Annotated in this window: 25 protein-coding genes; 10 read left to right on the top strand and 15 right to left on the bottom strand. The window is 49.8% G+C overall.

Translation table 11 applies throughout. The annotated features are described in order from the left end of the window. Nucleotides 1-91: 91 nt before the first annotated feature. The gene (locus Q9R25_RS11400) at nucleotides 92-1,153 is read right to left on the bottom strand and encodes a Fe(3+) ABC transporter substrate-binding protein (RefSeq protein WP_159563300.1); all 1,062 of its coding nucleotides are present in this window, start codon (nucleotides 1,151-1,153) and stop codon (nucleotides 92-94) included. A 226-nt stretch (nucleotides 1,154-1,379) separates the two neighbouring features. Here Q9R25_RS11400 and Q9R25_RS11395 point away from each other — a divergent pair, with 226 nt between their 5' ends. Both Q9R25_RS11395 and Q9R25_RS11390 read left to right on the top strand, forming a co-directional pair. Then, nucleotides 1,380-1,946, top strand: coding sequence for a TetR/AcrR family transcriptional regulator (locus Q9R25_RS11395; protein ID WP_214873636.1), 567 nt, complete (start codon nucleotides 1,380-1,382; stop codon nucleotides 1,944-1,946). Between the two features lie 32 nt (nucleotides 1,947-1,978). Then, a complete protein-coding gene (locus tag Q9R25_RS11390) occupies nucleotides 1,979-5,131 on the top strand; it encodes an efflux RND transporter permease subunit (RefSeq protein ID WP_311283184.1) in 3,153 nt (1,050 codons plus the stop codon). Between the two features lie 44 nt (nucleotides 5,132-5,175). On the opposite strand, the gene Q9R25_RS11385 is transcribed toward Q9R25_RS11390, so the two are convergent. After that, entirely contained in the window at nucleotides 5,176-5,913 is a 738-nt protein-coding gene (locus tag Q9R25_RS11385; RefSeq protein WP_311283183.1) for a YwqG family protein, read from the bottom strand. Between the two features lie 149 nt (nucleotides 5,914-6,062). On the opposite strand from Q9R25_RS11385, the gene Q9R25_RS11380 reads away from it, so the two are divergent. From Q9R25_RS11380 to Q9R25_RS11355, 6 genes are all read left to right on the top strand, one after another. Next, nucleotides 6,063-6,416 carry a CidA/LrgA family protein gene (locus Q9R25_RS11380; protein ID WP_311283182.1) on the top strand — a complete coding sequence of 118 codons (354 nt, stop codon included), beginning with the start codon at nucleotides 6,063-6,065 and terminating at the stop codon, nucleotides 6,414-6,416. Then, the gene (locus Q9R25_RS11375) at nucleotides 6,413-7,087 is read left to right on the top strand and encodes an LrgB family protein (protein WP_311283181.1); all 675 of its coding nucleotides are present in this window, start codon (nucleotides 6,413-6,415) and stop codon (nucleotides 7,085-7,087) included. The genes Q9R25_RS11380 and Q9R25_RS11375 overlap by 4 nt, the downstream gene beginning before the upstream one ends. A gap of 97 nt (nucleotides 7,088-7,184) precedes the next feature. Next, the gene (locus Q9R25_RS11370; RefSeq protein ID WP_159563295.1) at nucleotides 7,185-7,922 is read left to right on the top strand and encodes a glucose 1-dehydrogenase; all 738 of its coding nucleotides are present in this window, start codon (nucleotides 7,185-7,187) and stop codon (nucleotides 7,920-7,922) included. Nucleotides 7,923-8,035: 113 nt separating this feature from the next. Then, complete coding sequence (pepT, locus tag Q9R25_RS11365; RefSeq protein WP_159563294.1) at nucleotides 8,036-9,274, top strand: peptidase T; 1,239 nt, start codon at nucleotides 8,036-8,038, stop codon at nucleotides 9,272-9,274. Nucleotides 9,275-9,326: 52 nt separating this feature from the next. Then, nucleotides 9,327-9,776, top strand: a complete 450-nt coding sequence (locus tag Q9R25_RS11360; protein WP_396136464.1) for an SACOL1771 family peroxiredoxin — start codon at nucleotides 9,327-9,329, stop codon at nucleotides 9,774-9,776. A gap of 134 nt (nucleotides 9,777-9,910) precedes the next feature. Then, on the top strand, nucleotides 9,911-11,536 hold the full coding sequence (locus Q9R25_RS11355) for an ABC-F family ATP-binding cassette domain-containing protein (protein ID WP_015880408.1): 1,626 nt from the start codon (nucleotides 9,911-9,913) through the stop codon (nucleotides 11,534-11,536). Nucleotides 11,537-11,567: 31 nt separating this feature from the next. Here the strand turns inward: Q9R25_RS11355 and Q9R25_RS11350 are convergent, their stop codons facing one another. Continuing rightward, entirely contained in the window at nucleotides 11,568-12,317 is a 750-nt protein-coding gene (locus Q9R25_RS11350; protein WP_311283180.1) for a FixH family protein, read from the bottom strand. Between the two features lie 265 nt (nucleotides 12,318-12,582). On the opposite strand from Q9R25_RS11350, the gene Q9R25_RS11345 reads away from it, so the two are divergent. After that, nucleotides 12,583-13,776 carry a LysM peptidoglycan-binding domain-containing protein gene (locus tag Q9R25_RS11345; RefSeq protein ID WP_214784343.1) on the top strand — a complete coding sequence of 398 codons (1,194 nt, stop codon included), beginning with the start codon at nucleotides 12,583-12,585 and terminating at the stop codon, nucleotides 13,774-13,776. Nucleotides 13,777-13,841: 65 nt separating this feature from the next. Beyond that, nucleotides 13,842-14,105: an LlsX family protein gene (locus tag Q9R25_RS11340; RefSeq protein WP_214691346.1), complete on the top strand. Its 264-nt coding sequence runs from the start codon at nucleotides 13,842-13,844 to the stop codon at nucleotides 14,103-14,105. Between the two features lie 26 nt (nucleotides 14,106-14,131). On the opposite strand, the gene Q9R25_RS11335 is transcribed toward Q9R25_RS11340, so the two are convergent. The 12 genes from Q9R25_RS11335 to moaA form a co-directional block, all read right to left on the bottom strand. Then, complete coding sequence (locus Q9R25_RS11335) at nucleotides 14,132-14,569, bottom strand: hypothetical protein (RefSeq protein ID WP_159563288.1); 438 nt, start codon at nucleotides 14,567-14,569, stop codon at nucleotides 14,132-14,134. Continuing rightward, a complete protein-coding gene (locus Q9R25_RS11330; RefSeq protein WP_159563287.1) occupies nucleotides 14,566-15,891 on the bottom strand; it encodes a PepSY-associated TM helix domain-containing protein in 1,326 nt (441 codons plus the stop codon). Before Q9R25_RS11330 ends, Q9R25_RS11335 begins: the two co-directional genes overlap by 4 nt. Nucleotides 15,892-16,107: 216 nt before the next feature. Continuing rightward, entirely contained in the window at nucleotides 16,108-16,233 is a 126-nt protein-coding gene (locus tag Q9R25_RS11325) for a hypothetical protein (RefSeq protein ID WP_256443674.1), read from the bottom strand. 60 nt (nucleotides 16,234-16,293) lie between these two features. Continuing rightward, the gene (locus Q9R25_RS11320) at nucleotides 16,294-17,304 is read right to left on the bottom strand and encodes a ThiF family adenylyltransferase (protein WP_214691349.1); all 1,011 of its coding nucleotides are present in this window, start codon (nucleotides 17,302-17,304) and stop codon (nucleotides 16,294-16,296) included. Then, nucleotides 17,301-17,765: a cyclic pyranopterin monophosphate synthase MoaC gene (gene moaC, locus Q9R25_RS11315; protein ID WP_311283179.1), complete on the bottom strand. Its 465-nt coding sequence runs from the start codon at nucleotides 17,763-17,765 to the stop codon at nucleotides 17,301-17,303. The genes Q9R25_RS11320 and moaC overlap by 4 nt, the downstream gene beginning before the upstream one ends. 3 nt (nucleotides 17,766-17,768) lie before the next feature. Beyond that, complete coding sequence (locus Q9R25_RS11310) at nucleotides 17,769-17,996, bottom strand: MoaD/ThiS family protein (protein WP_015880400.1); 228 nt, start codon at nucleotides 17,994-17,996, stop codon at nucleotides 17,769-17,771. Further along, nucleotides 17,993-18,448 (bottom strand): molybdenum cofactor biosynthesis protein MoaE, encoded by a 456-nt coding sequence (locus Q9R25_RS11305; protein ID WP_015880399.1) that lies wholly within the window; start codon nucleotides 18,446-18,448, stop codon nucleotides 17,993-17,995. Before Q9R25_RS11305 ends, Q9R25_RS11310 begins: the two co-directional genes overlap by 4 nt. Then, entirely contained in the window at nucleotides 18,426-18,902 is a 477-nt protein-coding gene (mobB, locus tag Q9R25_RS11300; RefSeq protein ID WP_015880398.1) for a molybdopterin-guanine dinucleotide biosynthesis protein B, read from the bottom strand. The genes Q9R25_RS11305 and mobB overlap by 23 nt, the downstream gene beginning before the upstream one ends. Further along, nucleotides 18,878-20,113: a molybdopterin molybdotransferase MoeA gene (locus Q9R25_RS11295; RefSeq protein WP_214691351.1), complete on the bottom strand. Its 1,236-nt coding sequence runs from the start codon at nucleotides 20,111-20,113 to the stop codon at nucleotides 18,878-18,880. The genes mobB and Q9R25_RS11295 overlap by 25 nt, the downstream gene beginning before the upstream one ends. Continuing rightward, the gene (locus Q9R25_RS11290) at nucleotides 20,113-20,661 is read right to left on the bottom strand and encodes a molybdenum cofactor guanylyltransferase (RefSeq protein ID WP_214784354.1); all 549 of its coding nucleotides are present in this window, start codon (nucleotides 20,659-20,661) and stop codon (nucleotides 20,113-20,115) included. Before Q9R25_RS11290 ends, Q9R25_RS11295 begins: the two co-directional genes overlap by 1 nt. Beyond that, a complete protein-coding gene (locus Q9R25_RS11285; RefSeq protein WP_015880395.1) occupies nucleotides 20,658-21,161 on the bottom strand; it encodes a MogA/MoaB family molybdenum cofactor biosynthesis protein in 504 nt (167 codons plus the stop codon). The genes Q9R25_RS11290 and Q9R25_RS11285 overlap by 4 nt, the downstream gene beginning before the upstream one ends. Nucleotides 21,162-21,166: 5 nt before the next feature. Next, a complete protein-coding gene (gene moaA, locus Q9R25_RS11280; protein WP_074035052.1) occupies nucleotides 21,167-22,174 on the bottom strand; it encodes a GTP 3',8-cyclase MoaA in 1,008 nt (335 codons plus the stop codon). Between the last annotated feature and the right edge of the window lie 52 nt (nucleotides 22,175-22,226).

Genomic DNA, 22,226 nt, shown 5'->3' with positions numbered 1-22,226 from the left:
TCATATCAGTTTCTGTGCATCCCGTGTAGCGCTTAGGGTGTGAAGAACGCAAAAATCTCCGGCCTGAACTCTCGTTCAAGCCGAAGTCATCTTACTTCCAACCTACTTCGTTAAAGATACGGATTGCCTCTTGTTGGTTTTCACCGAGTACAGAGAGATTGATATCCTGCTCTTTGAACTCACCCCATGACTGGAGAAGCTCATTCGGTTCAACCGACTCGTTGACTGGATATTCATAGTTCACACTCGCAAACTTCTCTTGAGCTGACGGTTCTGACATGAACTCCATCAATTTTTGAGCGTTTTCTGTATTTTTCGATGCTTTCGTCATCGCGATACCCGAAATGTTCACGTGTGTGCCTGTTGTATCTTGGTTCGGGAAGAAGACACCGAGTTGTTCAGCGACTTTCTTCTCTTCCTCGTCTTCAGAATTCAACATGAGCCCCATGTAGTACGTGTTCATGATGGCCACGTCCCCTTCGCCAGCGACGACTGCTTTCGCTTGGTCACGGTCGTTCCCTTGTGGGTCGCGTGCCATGTTGTTCACTAAGCCCTTCGCCCACTCTTTCGCTTCATCGACACCGTTCACTTCGATGAACGATGCGAGGAGTGAGATGTTGTACATGTTTTCCGATGGACGCACGAGCACTTTGCCGTTCCACTGTTCTTCCGTCAACGCTTCGTACGTCGACAAATCTTCTGGTTTCACGCGATCTTTTGAGTACACGATGACACGCGCACGTTTCGTCAAACCGAACCACTCGTTGTCTGTGTCACGATATTTTGCAGGAATGTTTGACTCAAGCTCATCGCTATCGACCGCTTGAAGATGTCCCGCTTCTTTCGCCTGATACAAGTTTCCAGCATCTGCAGTGATGAAGAGGTCAGCCTCTGTGCTCTCCCCTTCTGTGTTCAAACGCTCGAGAAGTTCGTCGCTCTTCCCTTCCACTACGTTGACCTTGATGCCTGTTTCTTCTTCAAACTGTTTATATAATTGTTGATCGACATCGTAGTGGCGACTCGAGTAAACATTGACGACGTTCGAATCGTCTGAGCCTTCATTTGAAGTTGTCTCATCTGTGCTTGCACAAGCGGCAAGGAGCGATGTCGTTAACGCTGCTGAAATTCCTAAAGCTGCATATTTTTTGTTCATCTGTCATTCCCCCACGTTCGGTTATTTCTCTCTGGTAATGATAATTACTCTCAGTACCTATCATCACTGATAATCATTCTCACGTCAAGACTTTTCTGCAATCGCTATCATATTACATGTGCAATTCGTGACAGTTTTGAGGACATCATTTCTTGACTTCAAAAGAATGGGGACGATATAGTAAAATCAAACAAACCGTCTGGTCGGTACAGAAAGAGGTGAAGATATGTCAAACCGATCGAACGTTACAAAGCAAAAGCTGTTGGATGCGGCAACCGACATCATCATGAACCACGGCGTGCATCAACTTACCTTAGATGAAGTCGCCAAGACTGCGGGTGTATCTAAAGGGGGACTTCTTTATCATTATCCTTCAAAAGAAGCGTTGATGACGGCGATGGTCGAACGATTACAACAAGAACAAAACGAGCTATATGCTTCATTGCAAGATGAAGGCCATGGACCTATCGAGGCATTCGTTCGTCTATTTGATGAAACGAAGTTGCATCCTGAGCGTGCTGCCATCCAAATCGACGTCGAGAAAATGATTGCATTTCTCACGTTGTTCGAAGTCGACCAAGAGTACGCCAATCGTTGGAAACATGATTTGGATACGTTCTTCGCACAGTTCCAACAAACGGCTGATCCGGTGGAAACGATGATCATTCGTTATGCACTCGAAGGTATGATGATGTCCGAACACTTCGGTGTCGGCGTTCCCCCTGCCGAACTCAAACAAGCGATTATCGCACGCTTGATTGAACGAGCCCACGACATCGATCGTGAGTCATAAAACAACATAACAATAGAGGAGATTAAAAACCCATGCAGAAAATCACGTCCTTCTCCGTCAACAACAAGTTTGCGGTTTGGTTGATGACGATCATCTTGACGGCCGCCGGTCTTTTCGCCGGTCTGACGATGAAGCTCGAGACGTTACCGGACATTACGACTCCGACCGTCTCGGTCACAACCATTTATCCAGGTGCATCCCCTGAACAAGTGCTCGAAGAAGTCAGCACCGTGTTAGAAGATCGTCTTCAGAATTTAAATGGTGTGGAACAAGTTCGCTCTTCGTCATTCCAAAACGCTTCGAACATCCAAATCGATTATGATTTCAGTACCGATATGGATGAAGCGGAGCAACAAGTCAAAGATGCGTTAAGCAACGTCGAATTGCCGGAGTCGGCACAAGACCCTCAAGTGTCGCGTCTCAGTTTCGACGCTTTCCCGGTAATCGGGGCTGCCATCTCGGATGAAAGCCTGGATTTGGCCGAATTGACAAAACTCGTCGAAGAAGAAGTACAGCCTGCTCTTGAAGGAGTGGAAGGTGCGCAAACCGTCCAAATTGCCGGGCAAGAGATTCGCCGCGTCGAGCTTCAATTCGACCAAGATGCGCTCGCAGAATACAATTTGACAGAAGACACGGTCAAACAATTGATTCAAGCAAATGACGCTCGGATCGCGCTCGGGTTATATGAATTAGGGGATACGGAGCAAGCGGTCGTCATCGACGGCAAGTCGGAGACACTCGAAGCGTTCCGCGATCTTCAAATCCCTTACTCACCAGCACAATCAACGCCGACGACACCGTCTGCCCCGACTGAATTGCCACCTGGTCAAACGCCAGACGTGCCAACAGAGGTCCCGACGGAAACACCATCGGCATTACCACCGAACGTTCCGACGACGGTTCCGACTGTCGCGTTGAGTGAACTTGCGACAATCGAGGACAAAGGAATCGAAGAATCGATTTCTCGCTCGAACGGTGAACGTTCAATCGGCGTACAAGTGACGAAGACACAAGATGCGAACACGGTCGATGTCGTCAACGCCGTCAAAGAAGTATTGAATGACTTCGAAGCTGAAAACGATACGGCGAATGTATCAATCACACTCGACCAAGGACAACCGATTGAAGAGTCGGTCGAAACCATGTTGTCTAAAGCATTACTTGGTGGGTTGTTCGCTATCCTCATCATCTTAGTGTTCTTACGTAACTTCCGATCGACGATCATCGCCGTCATCTCGATCCCGTTGTCGCTTCTCATGGCACTCATCGTCTTGAAGCAGTTGGATATCACGTTGAACATCATGACGCTCGGTGCGATGACCGTTGCGATTGGGCGCGTCGTCGATGACTCCATCGTCGTCATCGAGAACATTTACCGTCGACTCACGCGTTCGAACGAACCACTTCGCGGTAAAGAGTTGATTATCGCGGCAACAAAAGAAGTATTCATCCCGATCGCCTCGTCGACCATCGTCACGATTGCAGTATTCTTGCCGCTTGGATTTGTCACTGGTTTTGTCGGTGAACTGTTCTTGCCGTTCGCATTGACGGTCGTCTTCGCATTACTCGCTTCGTTACTCGTGGCAATCACGGTCGTACCAATGATGGCCGACTCGTTCTTTAAAAACCGCGACAAGTTGAAGCCAGAAGAAGGTCCAGGCAAGCTCGCGGAATGGTATCGTGGCGTCTTGAACTGGTCACTGAACCATAAACTCGTCGTGTTCGGTCTCGCGACTGCCCTATTGATTGGTAGCTTCGCCCTTGTCCCAGCGATTGGGGTCAACTTCTTGAATCAGGATTCGGAGAAGACGTTGTTCGTCACGTTCGACCCAGAACCTGGTCAAACACTTGAAGATTCGATTGCCGCAGCAGAAGTGGCAGAAGAATACTTCATGGAAGAACAACCGAACGCAACCGATGTTCAGTTCACGGTCGGTGGTGAGAACCCGCTGAACCCCGGAAACAACAAACAAGGAATCTTCATCGTTCAATATGATCCAGATACGGAAGACTTCGCGGATGTGAAGTTAGCTGATATCGAGAAGTTGAACGAACTCGCTTCGAACGGGGAATGGAAAGAACAAGACTTCTCAGGTGGCGGCGCAACGAGCGGTGTCACATACAACGTCTATGCCAACTCACTTGAAGATTTAGAAGCCATCGTGCCGACTTTCATCGAAACGATTGAAGAGGAAACGGATTATGTCCGTCAAGCGACATCTGACTTACGTGAGTCCTATGTACAATACACGTTCAACGTCGACCAACAGGCCGCTGCAGAAGCCGGTGTGTCGGCAGGTCAAATCGCGCAAGTCATCAGTCAGTTCCAGGCACCAGAAAGTCCACTTGCGAGTGTCACAGTGGATGACAAACAGTTAGACGTCGTCATCCCGAACGAGCAAGTGACGTATGACAGTGTCGATGACCTGCAAGCACAAGAAATCACGACACCGTTCGGTCCACGCCCGATTTCAGACTTCATTGAGATCGAAGAAGGCACAACACCGGACACACTCGTCGAGCGCGACGGAAAACTGCTCGCACAAGTAAGCGTTGAACTCAGCACAGATAAAGCGACAGAAGCGTCTGCTGCGATTGAAGAACGCGTTTCAGAGATTGAGCTTCCGTCTGGCGTATCGTATGATGTCGGCGGTGTAACGGAACAGATTCAAGAATCGTTCACACAGCTCGGTCTTGCGATGCTCGCCGCGATTGCCATCGTATACTTGGTTCTCGTCATCACATTCGGTGGGGCACTCACGCCATTCGTCGTGTTGTTCTCACTTCCGTATGCGATTATCGGGGGACTCGTCGCCCTTCTCATCACGGGTGAAACGATTTCGGTTTCTGCCTTGATCGGGGCACTCATGTTGATCGGGATTGTCGTCACGAACGCCATCGTTTTGATTGACCGCGTCATTCATAAAGAAGAAGCTGGTTTATCAACACGTGAAGCGTTACTTGAGGCAGCGGGCACACGCCTTCGCCCAATCTTGATGACCGCACTCGCGACAATCGGTGCACTCGCACCACTCGCACTCGGTCTCGAGGGTGGCGCACTCATCTCGAAAGGTCTCGGGGTCACCGTGATTGGCGGACTCACAAGTTCGACACTTCTCACGTTGCTCATCGTACCAATCGTCTATGAGTTCTTCGCACGATTCCGTAAGAAAAAACAAGCGTAATCAAAAGAGAGTCGACTCATTCGAGTCGGCTCCCTTTTTTGCGTTCAATAACACTGCATAATGATTTCGGTTTCTCCAAACCGTTTGGCACGGAGAGCATCTTCCGGAATGAGAAAATAGAGAATACCCGCATCCCCGAACATGACGTCTAACTCTTCAGACGTGTCCATTTGAAACAATAGGAAAGGATGATCGAATCGTTCCCCATATGTTTCTTGTATCTCTTCAAAAACATCACCTTGTACTTCACTCGGATGTCCACCGATTGCATGAAGTTCTTCTTGTTCGAATCGTTCGAGTAACCGATCGTACATCTCTTCGTCGAGCAGCTCATATAAACTGTATTCATTCTCTGCATAGCTTTCTTTAAAGGAAACGGCACGTTCATTTAATGCTTCTCCAACTCGCACTCGCTCAAGTTTCGATTCTTCAGTAAACAGAACACGCCAAAGATGACGTTCATCCACATCTCCCCAAGGTTGTTCTTCTAAATCATAGAAGAAAGACAACAAACCTTCTTTCGGGAGTGCATCTACGGATTCAAACTCAGCCAAATCACTTAAACGAAACTGAGCTAAAAACGTCATATTCTCTCCAGGATGCAAGTCTGCGTGTGGTAAGTCAGGATACCCGCCAAACTTAGAATGGCCAACCGCTACTTCTTCCCTTGTTGTCCGTGGCAAAATTGTCAAATTGACCCGCTTTGTGAACGCATGTAAAATGTCTTCCCTGTTTTGTAATCTATGCTCTTGAATAAATTGCTCAATCGTTTTTAGTTCCATCTCGACACCCCGCTTGTTTATGATAGATGTAGTATAGCATCCCGAACGTATGTACCCCTTATCTTTTTTGTCATACCCTATTCTTGACCTCTCTCGTTGAATTTGAGAAGATTCATACGTTTTGAATGACGTGAAAGGAAGTCATGTATATGAAATTATTAAAATGGATTATCGGGCTCTCACTCTTGTTTGGGTTGAGCACGCTCGGAAACTGGATCGTTGAGACGTTCTCGTGGAAAGTACCAGGCAGCGTCATCGGCATGGTGCTCTTGCTCATCCTCTTGTTGACAAAAGTCATTCGCGTGGAATGGATTGAGGACAGTGCCGGATATTTAACGAAGCACCTCGCCTTCTTCTTCATCCCGATCGCCGTCGGCCTTATGGCATACGGAACGTTGTTAAAAGCTGCCGGCATCCCGCTCCTCATCACGTTACTCGCCAGCATGGCGGTCGGGATGATTGTGACGGCGCTCGTTTCCGGGAAAGAAGGTGAGGCATCATGACATACGTTTGGATCGGATTGACGATTCTTGTGTATTCGCTCAGTCGTCAACTTTCGAAAAAGTGGGCATCTCCGTTCACCAATGTCGTCTTCTTAAGTACAGCGATTCTGATTCTCATGTTACTCGTGATAGGAAAGTCCTATGATACGTATAAACCAGCCACCGACATCATCACCATCTTACTTGGTCCGGCGACGGTCGCCCTCGGGTTACCACTCTATCGCAACTTACCCGTACTACTCGCCCGGGCAAAACGGGCCCTGAGTGCCATCGTACTCGGGTCACTCTCTACGATTTTTGTGGCTGTACTTTTCGGCAAACTGTTTTCGTTTACCGAAAACGTATTGATTGCGCTATCGGTCAAATCAGCGACGTCTCCGATTGCCCTTGAGTTGGCTCGACAGCTAGAAGGAGATGCGACACTTGCCGCCTCGATTGCTGTTGCCTGCGGTATTTTAGGGGCGATGCTTGGACCGGTACTCTTGACCTGGATCCGTATGGACGACCCGTTCACGCGTGGACTCACACTCGGGACAATCAGTCATGGAATCGGGACCGCTCAAGCGGCAACGGAACATCCGTTGTCTGGTGCAACTGGTGGTGCTGCGATGGGATTGACGGCCATCTTCACATCGTTTATCTTGCCACTTCTTTTTCCCATCTTATTTTAAGTTTCTCCTCTCCTTGTTCATTCACAATAGGTAATAAAACATATTATAATGAAAAGAGACGCTTGCCTTCTTTTGTGTGATCCGAGGAGGAAAAACAATGGGACGTGTACAAGATCAAGTCGCTTTGGTAACAGGTGGCGCGCGAGGAATGGGGGCATCCCATGTCAAGGCATTGGTCGATGAAGGCGCACTGGTCGTATTCACCGACATTTTGAGCAGCGAGGGCGAGGCATTGGAAAAAGAATTGCATGGAAAAGCGATTTTTATGAAGCATGACGTGACCAAACTAGAAGACTGGGAAGCGATTGTCAAAGCAACTGAAGAAACATTCGGACCAATCACTATTCTGGTGAACAATGCGGGAATTGCTGTAACCCCAACAATCGATGAACTCTCTGAAGCGGAATATCGGAAAGTAATCGACATTAACCAAGTTGGCGTCTTTCTTGGAATGAAAACGGTCATTCCTTCGATGCGAAAAGCCGGTCATGGTTCCATTATCAACATCTCTTCAATATCGGGAATTTTAGGGATGGGCGGAGCCGCCTACGTCGCTTCCAAATTTGCGGTTCGTGGTATGACAAAAGCCGTTGCTCTTGAAGTGGCGGCTGACGGCATCCGCGTCAACTCCATTCACCCAGGATTGATCGAGACACCAATGATCATGCAACCTGGCGTTGAAGAGGTAGTACAGCAAATGGCTGAAACGGTTCCTCTGAAACGAATCGGAAAACCTCAAGACGTATCCCACCTCGTTTTGTTTCTCGGTTCAAACGAATCGAGTTACTTCACCGGCGCCGAATTCGTCATCGATGGCGGGGTAATCATTCAGTAAATCAGAAGGCGACCATTCATTTGGTCGCCTTTTTTCAAACTATTTTGATACTTTATACGACTGCCCTCATGCTAAACTGAATATGTTGAGTAAAGACTTAGGGAGGTTTTTAGATGCAAGACAAATTAATTGAACGCTTAATGACTTACGCGAAGATCGATACACAGTCTGACTTCACGAGTACGACAACACCATCGACGGCCAAACAATGGGATTTGATTCGTCATTTGGAGAAAGAATTAAAAGAACTCGGACTGACAGACGTCGAGACGGATGAATACGGCTATCTATTCGCCACACTTCCAAGTAACGTCGATTATGACGTCCCGACAATCGGATTCCTCGCTCATGTGGATACAGCGACCGACTTCACAGGAACGAACGTGTCCCCTCAACTCGTCGAGCATTATGAAGGTGGCGACATCGTCTTGAACGAGTCATTGAATGTCGTCTTATCACCAAAAGACTTCCCAGAACTTGATGGGTATGTCGGGCATACGCTCATGACAACGGATGGTACGACACTCCTTGGTGCGGATGATAAGGCAGGGATTGCTGAAATCGTTACAGCCGTTGAATACTTATTGGCCCATCCTGAGATTCCACACGGGACGGTTCGCATCGCCTTCACACCAGATGAAGAAATCGGCCGTGGACCACATAAATTCGATGTCGCCCGATTCAATGCAGACTTCGCTTATACGATGGACGGCGGACCACTCGGAGAGTTGCAGTATGAGAGCTTCAACGCAGCCGGTGCGACCATCACCTTCCACGGAACGAACGTACACCCAGGTAGCGCGAAAAATAAGATGGTGAACTCGATGAAGCTCGCGATGGCGTTCCAAAATCGGTTACCTGCTGATGAGGCACCAGAACGGACGAGCAATTATGAAGGATTCTTCCATTTAAACGGCTTCACTGGGGACGTCGAGAAGACGACGCTTCAATACATCATCCGCGATCACGACAAACAGAAGTTTGAAGCGCGTAAAGCGTTGATGGAGAAGCTTGTCCTCGAATGGAAACAAAAATACGGGGAAGCACGGATTGAACTCCAAATGGAAGACCAGTATTACAACATGGCCGAGAAAATCGAACCAGTCAAACACATCGTCGATACCGTCGCTGATGTCATGCGCGGCCTTGGCATCGAACCGAAAATCGAACCGATTCGTGGTGGCACAGACGGATCGCAACTTTCTTACATGGGTCTTCCAACACCGAACATCTTCACGGGTGGCGAAAACTATCACGGGAAGTTCGAATACATCTCTGTGAACAATATGGAAAAAGCAACAACGGTCATCATTGAAACACTTCGCACATTCGCGAAGCGCGCACAAGCATAACACATGCGCCTCCAATCGTTCTCTTTTACACTAGAGACATTGGAGGCGATTTTTGATGAAACATACATTTAGCATGAACCTCGGTTGGGATGGCGGACGAAATGACGTCGGCACCCTCGAGGCCGAGCGATTAAAGACACAGATTTCGATTCCGCCAGAGATGGACGGTCCTGGAGTCGGCACGAATCCGGATGAGATGTTACTCGGGGCAGCGGCAACGTGTTATATCATCACACTCGCAGCCGTACTCGGGCGAAGTGATTTGACTCACCGTGGCATCACGATTGATGCGGAAGGCATCGTCGATGTGACAAACGGCATCTTCACTTACGAGACGATTCGCTATGCGACAACGATTCAAGTCCCGTCAGAGATGACGGATCGAGAGATCACACTTGTTGAACGCATCGCCAAAAAAGCGAAAGATCAATGTATGATTTCACGCGCGCTCTCAGGCAATGTGGCGTTTGAATTAAATACGACCGTTGTTCGAGTCGATTGAAGCCATCGTAATGATGGCTTTTTCCAATATGACGACCACACTACTCTATTAGTTTTTTTGCGACACTGCGCGATTTTCAAAAACGTGATACAATACACGTCGTAAACTAATCAGAAAAACGAGGGATACCATACATGATTACAGTAAATAACGTCAGCCTACAATTTGGCGGTCGCAAGTTGTTCGAAGAGGTGAACATCAAGTTCACGCCAGGCAACTGTTACGGATTGATCGGTGCGAACGGTGCCGGTAAATCGACATTCTTAAAGATTTTATCAGGTGAGCAAGATACGACGACAGGTGATGTCAGCATCACACCAGGCGAACGTCTCGCTGTCCTCAAGCAGGACCACTACGCGTATGAAGACAGTGCAGTTCTCGAGACCGTCATCATGGGTCACGAGCGTCTCTACAAAGTAATGAAGGAAAAAGACGCCATCTATATGAAAGAAGACTTCTCAGATGAAGACGGAATGCGCGCAGCTGAACTCGAAGGAGAATTCGCTGAGTTGAACGGTTGGGAAGCCGAGTCAGAAGCCTCGATGGTCCTTCAAGGTCTCGGGATCTCAGAAGCGCTTCACCAGAAACAAATGAGTGAACTCACAGGTGGGGAGAAAGTCAAAGTCCTTCTTGCCCAAGCGCTCTTCGGTAAGCCAGACATCTTGCTTTTGGACGAGCCGACCAACGGACTTGACCTAAAGGCGATTCAATGGTTAGAAGAATTCTTGATCAACTTTGAAAACACAGTCATCGTCGTTTCCCACGACCGTCACTTCTTGAACAAAGTCTGTACGCACATGGCCGACCTCGACTTTGGAAAAATCCAATTGTATGTCGGGAACTACGACTTCTGGTATGAGTCTAGCCAACTTGCTACACGTATGGCGGCAGACCAGAACAAGAAAAAAGAAGAGAAAATCAAAGAACTTCAAAACTTCATCGCACGTTTCAGCTCGAACGCATCGAAAGCGCGTCAAGCGACGTCACGTAAGAAGTTGCTCGATAAGATCACACTTGATGACATCCGTCCGTCGTCACGTCGTTATCCGTTCGTTGGATTTACGATGGAGCGCGAAATCGGAAACGATGTTCTCTATGTCGACAACGTTTCGAAGACGATTGACGGCGTGAAAGTGCTCGATAACGTCACGTTCTCACTCAACAAGACGGACAAAGTCGCGTTTGTCGGTCGTTCGGACGTTGCCATCACGACACTCTTCAAAATCCTCATGGGTGAGATGGAGCCAGACACAGGATCAGTCAAATGGGGCGTCACGACGACTCAGTCATACTTCCCGAAAGACAACTCAGAATACTTCGAGGGCTCAGAAAAGAGCATCCTTGACTGGTTGCGCCAGTTCTCGCCTGCCGATGAGTCAGACACGTTCCTTCGTGGATTCCTCGGCCGCATGCTCTTCTCAGGTGAAGAAGTCATGAAGAAGGCGTCTGTACTCTCAGGGGGAGAAAAAGTACGTTGCATGCTCTCGAAGATGATGCTTTCAAATTCGAACGTGCTCGTCCTCGACGATCCGACGAACCACTTGGACCTCGAATCGATCACAGCACTTAACAACGGTCTCGAGTCGTTCAAAGGCGTACTCCTCTTCAGCTCACATGACCATCAGCTCATCTCGACGATTGCGACACGCATCATTGAAGTGACACCGAATGGCATCGTGGATAAAGAAGCAACATACGATGAGTACTTGGAGAACGAGGCGCTTCAACAACAAGTTGAATCCCTTTACCAAAATGCATAATAAAAAATCGGCTCAAACGCGAGCCGATTTTTTATTTAACGTTTACCGTTTCCATCACGTGCTCATGAATGTCATGACCTTTCGTGACATGGACTTGAACGTTGTATGCGTCTGATTCAGCAAAAGTGTGTGCACCTTTATACATCCCAGCATCTGCTTCCTCCAACTTCACCCATTCATGCTTCTCTGCCCCATCTTGGAAGATTTCGAGCTGTACGTCCGCTCCAGCGAGCATCTCGTCTTCAATCATGACGTGTACCATGAATGGTTGTTCTTCCCCTGCTGTCGCCTCTTTCGGGTCAAGCGTGATATCCGCTCCAGCGTGGTGATGATGCTCACTCTCTTCTTCTGCTTCAGCAGCCGTTTCTGGATGTCCAACCGTCACGTTTGTCGTCGGCATGGTGTGCATCGAACGCGCTGTCACGTGAACCTGAACCGTATAGACCGCTTCTTCCGCGAACGTCGTCTCCGCTTCATAGATACCGTCTTTCGTGAGTGACGCCTTGATCATCTCACTTTCTTCCTTCGCACCATTCTTCCATACCTCGAACTTGATTTCATCCGCATCGTCTACAGGTTGACCATCTTGCGTGACTGTTACTGATAAAGGTACCGCCTCTCCCTTTTCAGCCGTTGCCTCTACCGTCAACTCTGCCTCGACCGGTTCCATTGACTGTGGAACAGCCGCGCTCTCCGCTTCTTTCTCCGTACCACACGCACCGAGTACGAATAACCCGATGAGTCCAAACACGACCCCAAACCGTGTCATCATCTTTTTCATCATAAGTCCTCCTTATAAATCGCTTACATCTTTCACACATTGTTCATGATACCATCTCTTTCCAAAAAGAGTGTGAGCATTCTGTGATATATCCCACGATACATTCTCACAAATTTCACACATATAGTTGAATCAAAATTTATTAAGTACATTTCCGAATTTTAGTCCATCATTTCTAAAAAGGGGTATATAAAATATATCAAGGTCAATCATTTGGAAAGTCTTAACATCAAGAGAGTTACATCATGAATGGAGGCGAATTCAGATGAAACGTAAGGTCATTCGTGGGGCGATGGCACTGTTCATCTTATTGGCGATGGTGATCACACAATCGATTTCCGTCAGTGCCGCCGCTTCAAAATTTGTCACGAGCGTGAACACGACGAGCAAGGTCGTCGCATTGACGTTCGATGACGGGGCAGACGGGGCGAACACGAACAAGATTTTAGACATTTTAGCAAAAAACAATGTCAAAGCCACTTTCTTTTTAACGGGGTCGGGCGCAAATAACCATCCACAGTACATTAAAAATATCGCCGCAAAAGGACATCAACTCGGAAATCACTCGTATACACACCCTGACTTCACCAAACTGACTGCCACGCAGATGAAATCCGAACTCGACCGCACGGAAGCTTTGATTAAATCGTTGACCGGAAAAACGACAAAACCGATTTTCAGAGCCCCGTTTGGTGCAGTGAATAGTACCGTATTGAGCGGTGTCGGGGCTGCAGGATACGGATACACGATTCAATGGAACATTGATACGATTGACTGGAAAGGGTTGACCGCGAGCCAAATCAACACGAAAGTTCAGACTAACATCAAACCGGGTTCAATCGTCTTGATGCATACCGGAGCCGGGGCCCCGGGTACACCGCTCGCACTCCCAACGATGATTTCACAACTCAAAGCAAAAGGGTACAAATTTGTCACGGTCTCGCAATTACTGGCCTATCAAAACACATCGACGAACAAAACGTATACCGTGAAGTCAGGTGATACGTTGTACAGTATCGCACGGACATACGGTGTCACCGTGTCGGCGCTTGCGGCTGCCAACAACATCACGAACTACAGCTTAATCTATGTCGGACAAGTGCTCATCATCCCAGGTACGACCGTCACACCACCCCCTTCGACGACTGTGAAATACACTGTGAAATCGGGCGACACACTCTACAAGATTGCGACGATGTACAACACGACCGTCGCAAAAATCGCAGCCGCCAATAACATCACAAACGTCAACTCCATTTACGTCGGACAAGTACTCATCATTCCAACCACGACCGTCACACCTCCTACGACGACCGTGAAATATACGGTGAAATCGGGCGACACACTCTACAAGATTGCAACGATGTACAACACGACTGTCGCGAAGATCGCAGCGGCCAATAACATCACAAACGTCAACTCCATCTACGTCGGACAAGTGTTGACCATTCCAAAATGAGTGCACTGTGAATCTTTTCCTATTTCTGTGACGTATCGTATACAAACAGGAAAAGAGGAAACGCTATGACTCGAACCGTAATCCGTGTCAGTACTACCGCATTCATCGGACTTTTGGTTTCAATTGCCACATTCTCGATTTTGATTTGGCTCGGTTATGAACAAGCACTCACATCCGGTGAGCCGATCCAATTCTTAACACGTGAGATTTATCAATTCGAGAACGGAATCGGGGTCGCCAACCAGAATCAAATGGCCATCCTCGGTGCCGGATTTATGGGCATTGCCGTTCTCATTGGAGAGATCGGGATACGTCTTAAACGAAAGTAACCGCTGCATACGCAACGGTTACTTTTTTAATGCTGATGTTCACCACCATGGTCGTGTGAGTGAACGATTGGTTGCTGCAATTGGTCGATTTGGTCTTGCGGTACATCACCGACAATCATCCATGCGGACGGCGTATAGACCTTCTGCCCTTCATGGACCATGCCGTTCACTTGGTAGATTCCCTGATCGAGTTTCACGCTCGTCACGAGATAGCCATCCTTTTCTGTCACTTCATACGTCCGGGTCTCTTCCGAATCGTAAGGCGTGACTTGAATATGGCTTTCCGTCACACGTTCATCATTCGATACTTTCATCGCAAGCGTCGTCGAGCCAACTTCTATACGTTCAGGTACGATCAGTTGAATCCCAATCGGATCAATGGTGCGTTCTACTGGTTGAAGTTGACACGCGCTTAACCAAATTGTCGCTAGGATGACAGGAATGACTGCTTTAAATCGTTTCATGCTGCCACCTCCGCTTTCAACTTCCGGCGACCAATCAACCAATCAAATAGGAGAACGACAAGAATACTGATTCCTGCGAGCGGTAATGTCACACCTAGAAGTAAAATCAAGATACCGACGATTCGTTTAATGCGTTCGTCCTCAAACCGCTTCATCTGTTCAATGGATCCGACTTTTCGTTTGCGCCACATCATGAACGAGCTGATGACCACGAAAATGAGACCTAGACAAAGCGCGACACCGACCAATTGATTGAGTAAACCGAACAGGCGACCTTCATGGAACGCGATTCCAACCGTAATCAGTTTTCCGAGAATCCCGTAATCTGCGTATGTCACAGAGCTGAGTGTTTCACCACTATATTGATCTAAGTTCACCGTCGATTCTTTAAATGGATGACCTGCTGCCGATGTGACAGTATAGACGCCTGTTTCGCCTTCCGGAAGCGAGATTGTGTACGGTCGATCAATCGTGGACTTGTTCACCACCTGATTTAAATCAATCGGCAACATCGTACTTGGAGAAGACGTTGGAACGAGATCTGCTTGGGTCGCCCAAGGTACGTCTTCCGCCACCTCTTTTGTCGTCACGGTCGATTCTGGCTTGGCGCCAAACGCATAGGCATACATCGGTGCTCCCGTGTTTGTCGACGAGGAAACCCACTGCAACATCGCACCCGAAACGGATGACCAAGCCAACCCTGAACTGATAATGAGCACGAGGCCTAGCGATGACCACAAAGCGACGCTACCGTGCATCTGCTTCCACCACTGTCGTCCTTTCCCAAGCTTCGGCATAAGCATCCGAAGCGGATTCTTACCACGCGGCCAAAACAAGAATGTCCCCGTAATAAGAAGAATGATTGCCCAGGACGCCGCGAGTTCGACGACCCAGTTCCCGATTTGACCACCTAATAGTGTGCCATGAATCACAACTAATAAATCCATGCTACCTTCAGCAGACCGCGTTCCTAAAACTTCTGTAGTTTCCGGATGAATATATGTATACATCATCTCGTCTTTGTTCATCCAACCGATTCGAGTCGATTCGCCTTCATCCGGCAAACGAATCGATGTGATCATCGCATCCGGATATTCCGTCATGAATGATTCCTTTTGGACTTCAATCGGCTGTTCTTCCGTGAAAGTTGCCGTCATCATGTCTTTGTATTGCATCTTCGTTATTTGCGGTTCAAATAAATAAATGCTTCCTGTCACAGCCAGGATAATAAAAATTGGTGCAAATATGAGACCTGCATAAAAGTGCCAACGCCATACCGCTTGATACCAAGCGTTGCGTTTATTCAATCGTTCCCCTTGCATGATGCTTCCCCCTTTATCATTGTGTCCAACTTGTGAACAGATTGAGTATACAAGGAATGGAAACGGTTTATTCTTACTATTTGTGACAACTATTCGTCGAATTGGAGAAGTGAAAATGAACTTTGGTTCATCTTTTTTTCACATATTCATCAATCTATCTCACATACTTTCACATAAAGAAAGAGACACCAACAAGTTGGCGTCTCCAAAATATGATCAATTTGTGAACTGCTCTGCTTCTGTCGACCCAGCCAGTGCAGTCGTTGATGATTGTCCACCTGAGATGACGAGCGAGACTTCATCGAAGTAACCCGTTCCGACTTCACGTTGGTGACGTGTCACAGAAATTGTTGTATCATTTTGTATTTTTTTAGGGAGAAACAAGCTCTATGATGCGATGAATTACGTACCAAGACATTCATCGACCATCGCGACCGCGACATGCGCATCGTCAACGCCATGGACGAGAACCCTTCCGTCTTTGAACAAGAGCATCCGGTGATTCCGCCATCGCCATTCCAACGTGAACGGTGTCTGCTTCACGGCGATGTCCGCCCGTTCGAGTTGATGCGCGATTGGTTCCAGACCCTCGATGGACCGACGGACTTGGACGACATCGCGCCCACATAGGATCGCTGTCTGTTGTCGATTCGAAACGAGACTCGGATAGTCATGGGTTTGACAAGACGGGCAAGACACGTCGACGAGCCGTGCGACATCGAGTCGCTGCGACTGGTTTTCCCACATGTCTTCAATCAAGAGCCGACGTTCCATCTTTTCAGGACGCCCCGTCAAATATTTCAATGCCTCGACGGCTTGACGGCTCGCCACATGTTGCACGATTGGAGCCACCACCCCCGCTGTCGCGCAAGTCTGACCGGCTAGCGGCAAATGACGCATGAGACAACGAAGACACGGCGCTTCTTCCGGCATCACCGTGTAGTTCATGCCGTATGCCCCGACACAAGAGGCAAACAAGAACGGAATGCCGCGCTCGAGTGCGAAATCGTTCAATAGAAGACGTGTCTCGACGTTATCGGTCGCGTCCAAGACGAGATCAACGGGCGGCAAAGGCCGAAGCCAATCCCACGATACGTCGGCGATTTGCGCGTCCAACTCAACGTCTGAGTTGATGGTCCGCAGGCGTTCGAGCGCCGCGACCGCTTTCGGCGTCTCGGCACGTGCGTCCTGTTCCGTATAGAGCGTCTGTCGTTGTAAGTTCGTCACCTCTACATAGTCGCGGTCGACGAGGATAAGTGAGACGCCGGCCCGAACAAGTTGATCGCTCACGGCCGCTCCGAGCGCACCGAGACCGACGACGAGCACTCGTTTCACCATCAGACGTTCTTGCCCGTCCCCACCGATACCGTGGAACCGGGCCTGCCGCGCGTAACGTTCCGGAACATGTGTCATCGGACGTAGTCCCCTGACTTCCCGCCTTGTTTCTCAAGCAAGTATGTCGGCCCGATGACGATGCCTTTATCGACCGCTTTCGTCATATCGTATACGGTCAACGCTGCGACCGATGCGGCCGTCAACGCTTCCATCTCAACACCGGTATCACCTTTCGTCTTCACGAACGACTCGATGATGAGCTGTGTCTCGTCCCATTCGAATGTTAAATCGACTTTTTTCAAGGCGAGCGGGTGACACATCGGGATGATGCGGCTCGTCTCTTTGGCGGCCATAATCCCGGCCACTTGGGCGACAGCAAGCACGTCGCCTTTCGTAAGGTCACCATCCGTGATGAGCTGTTTCAGTTCACTGCTCAATTCAACTGATGTGCGGGCCCGAGCTGTCCGTGTCGTTTCCGGTTTATCCGAGACATCGACCATCCGCGCCCGCCCTTGGTCGTTCATGTGTGTCAGTTCCATCGTTTATCCTCCGCTCACCATTGGAATGACGGCGACCGTGTCTCCGTCTGCAACCGTATATTCGTCCGTCTCATAGCGCTCATTGACCGCGAACATGAGACGTTCCGCTCCCGACACGCCCCGCTCGGCCAAATCCGCTCGCAAGGCGGCGATTGTTTGTGGAGCCGAAACGGTATAGGACCGGACCGCCAACTCTTCTGCCACGTGGGCAAAACATAATACCTCAATCATGTGTACGTCACTCCTTCCGGGCGTCCTGGGTGTTGTTCTTTTTGATCACCCATCCATTTCGTGCCGTCGGTCCAATGCTCCCGTTTCCAAATTGGGACAATTTCTTTAATCCGTTCGATGGCGTAACGATTCGCCTCGTATGCGTCGGCGCGATGGGAAGAACTCGTCGCGATGACGACCGCTTCTTCCATGATATCGAGTCGTCCAATCCGGTGATGGATCGCCGTCAACGCACCAGGCCAACGTTCCGCCACTTCTTTCGCGATTTGTTCGAGCATCTTCTCGGCCATCGGTACGTATGATTCATACTCCAAGAGCTCAGTCTGTTTGGAACCCGTCATTTCTCGCACCGTCCCGATAAACAGCACGACCGCCCCGACGTTTCGATGCCGGACCGTTTCGTAAAGCGCCATCGGTTCGAGCGGATGTTCATTCACTTGATACCATTTCATTCTCCATCCACCTTTCCACTAAACGCATCAACCGGTCCTTGTCTGCCACGGAATCTCCGCGCGCGATCACGTTCGTCACATCGACCGGTTGTTCATGCCCGTCTCGCACGAGCACCACTTTCGGATAATCTTTCCGTTTGTATCCCTCGATGATCACGATGTCGACGTGCGCCTCGTACCAGTTGAGGAGCAACTCAAACGTGTCGACCGCTTGCCACTCGATTAACGTCCCGTCTTCACCGATCACACTCGATAGCACGGCACCAGCCAACGCGTGACGATGCGAGTCCGTCATCGGCAAGTCGAACGTCCCTCCGTGACCGTGGTGTTTGATGACACCGACACGGAGCCCCGTCGCCGACAAGCGTGCTGTCAGCTCAGAAACGAACGATGTTTTACCGCTATTTTGATAGCCGACCACTTGTAAAATCAAAGCTGATCGATGATTCGACATCGCACCAAGTCCCCTTTTTGAAACCCTCTCGTTCCGCCTGGCAGATGAATCAACGCGTTACACGTCGCGAGTGAGGAGACGATGCCCGACTTGTCTTTCCCGCTCGGATGAACCACCGTCTGCCCGGTCGCATCAATCGTCACATGTCCACGCACGAACCGGTCGAACGGATTCGTTTTCGGGAAATCGACACCAAGTTCCGCCTGGATGACAGGTCGCTCCGCTTGCCCGAATAACGTCTTCATATACGTGCCTACAAACAGTTCCGTTCCGACAAAACACGCCGACGGATTCCCGGATAATCCAAACAACAACCGATGTTCGACGTGCGCGACCGTCGTGACGGACCCTGGCCGCATCCCAACTTTATTAAACAGCACCGTCGCCCCGAGCGCCTCATATACATCCGGTAAATAATCAAAATCTCCGACCGATACCCCGCCTGTCGTGACGACGGCATCACTCGTCCGAAGTGCCTCGTCAATCGCCCGCTTTGTCGAAGCGAACGTATCCGGCAAGATACCGCCATATGTCGCCGCGCCACCGAGTGCCTCGATTTGAGCGAGAATCATATATGCATTCGAATTATAGATTTGCCCATCGGTTTTTTTCTGTCCCGGTTCAACGAGCTCATCACCGGTCGCAAACACGGTGATGTGCGGTTTTACGTATACGTCGACCTGCTCATACCCGAACGTAGCGAGCAAGGCGATGACGCCCGGATTAATGCGGGTGCCTCGGTCAACGATATTCGTCCCCGCCGTCATATCTTCCCCACGATAGGAAATATTGGCATCGCGGGCCGGTCGCTTGAACGTCACGACTCGTTCATCCGCTTGTGCGAGCTCGAGCATGACGACCGCATCGACTCCGTCTGGAATTTTTGCCCCGGTCATGATGCGAATCGCCTCGCCGGCGCGGAGCGGTTCTCCGACGTGTCCGGCTCCCTGAACGTATTGAATGGGTAATGTCACCGGTTCATCGCGGCTCGCTCTCAACAAATCCGCGGACTGGACAGCAAAACCGTCATACGGAGATTTATTAAATGCTGGAACGTCATGCGTCGCAGTGAGATCCATCGCTAAAATCCGGCCGTTCGCTCGATACAACGGTACCGTTTCCGTCCGACCTTTCCCCGTCGCTTCTTGGACACGGATGACCGCCTCGTCAACGGCGAGCGGCTTACGAAATAGCGTCGACATCTTTTCCATTACTCCACTTCCTTTCCTAGCAATTCTTCATAATCACTCGGTGTGTTCACATTTTTAAACCAGTCCCGTTCAGCAAACGAGACGATTGTCGCCTCTGTCAAGTGAGGCATGACCGCCCGTTCGCCTCGACGTAAAGCGGCTTCGAACTGGGACAGTATCGAGCGGGGATACAAGGCGATGAGCGGATGGATTCGATTATCTGCGTAGGCGACAACCGGCTGCTTCCCGCGTTCCGTCGCAAGCCGTTCGTAAACAGTCGGCGGCAACAAGGGCGTATCACACGCACAGACGGCATACCAATCAGACGGGACGTGCCGCATGACGGTGATGATGCCAGCGAGCGGTCCCATGCCGCGCCATTCCATGTCATCTTCAAGTTGATATGAGGTCATCGACTGTCCGGCCGGTACGACGCTCCATTGGGACGTCGTCGTTGTAGCGAGTGTCTGTCGCGCCCGCTCTTCAAACGAGATGTCCTCATAACAGGCTTGCCATTTAGGGGATCCGAACCGGCGCGATTTTCCGCCTGCCAAGACGATGCCGATCATCGCGTCGCTTCCCAGACGATATGGGAGAGCTCAGGGAGAATCAAGCGAGTCATCGCCAAGTCGACGGCGCCTCGCGACCCTGGCATCGAAAAGATGATCGTATCCCCGATGCGTCCTGCTAAAGCTCGCGACAACATCGCCGCCGGTCCGATATCTTCCGTGAAGCTGACATAACGGAACAACTCGCCGAAGCCGACCATTTCTCGGTCAAGCAGCGGTCGAATCGTCTCAATGGTGACGTCCCGTTTCGTGATGCCCGTTCCCCCGGTCGTCAAGATGACGTCCATTTTTTCGTCGACCATTCGTCTGACGGCCGCTTCGATTTCAAATGAGTCATCTTTCGTGATCTCACGGTATGTGACCGTATGTGCTTCTTCTTTTAATAGCGTACAAATATGTTCGCCAGACACGTCCGTATCCAGTGTTCGCGTATCCGAGATCGTCAAAATCGCTGCCCGGACACGCTGTGTGTTTTGATGTACATGGTTGTGTGCTTGCATCGTCTTCATCCTCCGATATAACTCATTTCAATTCGGTTTCGCGTCCGACTCCCAGTTCGCGACCGTTCTTCCGAATAGCGGTCGTCCCGTACTTCCCATACCATTTTTAGTGTCATGGCAATCAATTCATCGCTCGCCCCACTGCGGAGCAATTCGCGGATATCGGTCCCGTCTTCTGCGAACAGGCACGTGTACCATTTGCCGTCACTCGATAGGCGACCTCGCGTACACGTTCCGCAGAACGGTTGGCTGACCGAAGAGATGAAGCCGACTTGCGCCCCATCCGTGTAACGGTAACGTTGCGCGACTTCTCCTAGTGTTTCGGGTGCAAGCGGTTCAAGTAATCCATTTCGTTGTTTCAACACCTCAAGAATCGATTCAGACGACACGACATGTTCGACGTTCCATTCATTCGCCGTGCCGACATCCATGAACTCGATGTAACGGAGTGTGATGTTCCGTTCTTTGAAATAAGCGGCCATCGAGGCGACTTCATGATCGTTCCAGCCTTTTCGGACGACCATGTTCACTTTCACTTCGAGCCCTTGCCGTTTCGCCTCATCGATTCCTCGTAATACCGTCTCGGGCGACGTGCCGCGTCCGTTCATCATCCCGAACGTCTCGGCCGATAAGGCGTCTAGACTGACGTTGACCCGGTCGAGCCCAGCTTGCTTCAACACTTTCGCCATCCGTTCTAAATAGACGCCGTTCGTCGTCAACCCGATAGTCTCGATGGTCGTGACCGCGCGAAGGCGGCGAATCAGTTCATCGAGATTCGGCCTGAGTAGAGGTTCGCCCCCGGTCAGACGCACTTTTTTCACGCCGTGTGGGGCGATGATGCGAACGAAGCGCTCGATCTCGTCAAACGATAACAACTCATCTCGTTTTAAAAATTGGTGGTGGCGGAACGCTTCTTCCGGCATGCAGTATCGGCAACGAAAGTTGCATTTATCAATGACTGAGATGCGTAAGTCTTCCAACGGTCGTCTCCGCCGATCGGTCCATGGTGTCATCTTGGTTCATCCTTTCTATCCATCAACGACAGCAGGGACCCTCACAGTCCCT

Source organism: Exiguobacterium sp. BG5(2022) (genome assembly GCF_031844365.1).
Lineage (GTDB): Bacteria > Bacillota > Bacilli > Exiguobacteriales > Exiguobacteriaceae > Exiguobacterium > Exiguobacterium profundum.
The sequence above is the reverse complement of the archived record's forward strand: the minus strand, read 5'-3'. Positions and strand labels throughout refer to the sequence as shown.

What these genes read in the sequence shown, in the direction of transcription:
- Q9R25_RS11380 (WP_311283182.1), top strand. Translation starts at nt 6,063, where the DNA reads ATGAAATTATTAAAATGGATTATCGGGCTCTCACTCTTGTTTGGGTTG.
- Q9R25_RS11400 (WP_159563300.1), bottom strand. Translation starts at nt 1,153, where the DNA reads ATGAACAAAAAATATGCAGCTTTAGGAATTTCAGCAGCGTTAACGACA.
- Q9R25_RS11340 (WP_214691346.1), top strand. Translation starts at nt 13,842, where the DNA reads ATGACTCGAACCGTAATCCGTGTCAGTACTACCGCATTCATCGGACTT.
- Q9R25_RS11285 (WP_015880395.1), bottom strand. Translation starts at nt 21,161, where the DNA reads ATGCAAGCACACAACCATGTACATCAAAACACACAGCGTGTCCGGGCA.
- Q9R25_RS11370 (WP_159563295.1), top strand. Translation starts at nt 7,185, where the DNA reads ATGGGACGTGTACAAGATCAAGTCGCTTTGGTAACAGGTGGCGCGCGA.
- Q9R25_RS11290 (WP_214784354.1), bottom strand. Translation starts at nt 20,661, where the DNA reads ATGATCGGCATCGTCTTGGCAGGCGGAAAATCGCGCCGGTTCGGATCC.
- Q9R25_RS11335 (WP_159563288.1), bottom strand. Translation starts at nt 14,569, where the DNA reads ATGAAACGATTTAAAGCAGTCATTCCTGTCATCCTAGCGACAATTTGG.
- Q9R25_RS11345 (WP_214784343.1), top strand. Translation starts at nt 12,583, where the DNA reads ATGAAACGTAAGGTCATTCGTGGGGCGATGGCACTGTTCATCTTATTG.
- Q9R25_RS11330 (WP_159563287.1), bottom strand. Translation starts at nt 15,891, where the DNA reads ATGCAAGGGGAACGATTGAATAAACGCAACGCTTGGTATCAAGCGGTA.
- moaA (WP_074035052.1), bottom strand. Translation starts at nt 22,174, where the DNA reads ATGACACCATGGACCGATCGGCGGAGACGACCGTTGGAAGACTTACGC.
- moaC (WP_311283179.1), bottom strand. Translation starts at nt 17,765, where the DNA reads ATGGAACTGACACACATGAACGACCAAGGGCGGGCGCGGATGGTCGAT.
- Q9R25_RS11305 (WP_015880399.1), bottom strand. Translation starts at nt 18,448, where the DNA reads ATGAAATGGTATCAAGTGAATGAACATCCGCTCGAACCGATGGCGCTT.
- Q9R25_RS11310 (WP_015880400.1), bottom strand. Translation starts at nt 17,996, where the DNA reads ATGATTGAGGTATTATGTTTTGCCCACGTGGCAGAAGAGTTGGCGGTC.
- mobB (WP_015880398.1), bottom strand. Translation starts at nt 18,902, where the DNA reads ATGTCGAATCATCGATCAGCTTTGATTTTACAAGTGGTCGGCTATCAA.
- Q9R25_RS11295 (WP_214691351.1), bottom strand. Translation starts at nt 20,113, where the DNA reads ATGGAAAAGATGTCGACGCTATTTCGTAAGCCGCTCGCCGTTGACGAG.
- Q9R25_RS11355 (WP_015880408.1), top strand. Translation starts at nt 9,911, where the DNA reads ATGATTACAGTAAATAACGTCAGCCTACAATTTGGCGGTCGCAAGTTG.
- Q9R25_RS11350 (WP_311283180.1), bottom strand. Translation starts at nt 12,317, where the DNA reads ATGAAAAAGATGATGACACGGTTTGGGGTCGTGTTTGGACTCATCGGG.
- Q9R25_RS11385 (WP_311283183.1), bottom strand. Translation starts at nt 5,913, where the DNA reads ATGGAACTAAAAACGATTGAGCAATTTATTCAAGAGCATAGATTACAA.
- Q9R25_RS11390 (WP_311283184.1), top strand. Translation starts at nt 1,979, where the DNA reads ATGCAGAAAATCACGTCCTTCTCCGTCAACAACAAGTTTGCGGTTTGG.
- Q9R25_RS11395 (WP_214873636.1), top strand. Translation starts at nt 1,380, where the DNA reads ATGTCAAACCGATCGAACGTTACAAAGCAAAAGCTGTTGGATGCGGCA.
- Q9R25_RS11320 (WP_214691349.1), bottom strand. Translation starts at nt 17,304, where the DNA reads ATGACACATGTTCCGGAACGTTACGCGCGGCAGGCCCGGTTCCACGGT.
- Q9R25_RS11375 (WP_311283181.1), top strand. Translation starts at nt 6,413, where the DNA reads ATGACATACGTTTGGATCGGATTGACGATTCTTGTGTATTCGCTCAGT.
- pepT (WP_159563294.1), top strand. Translation starts at nt 8,036, where the DNA reads ATGCAAGACAAATTAATTGAACGCTTAATGACTTACGCGAAGATCGAT.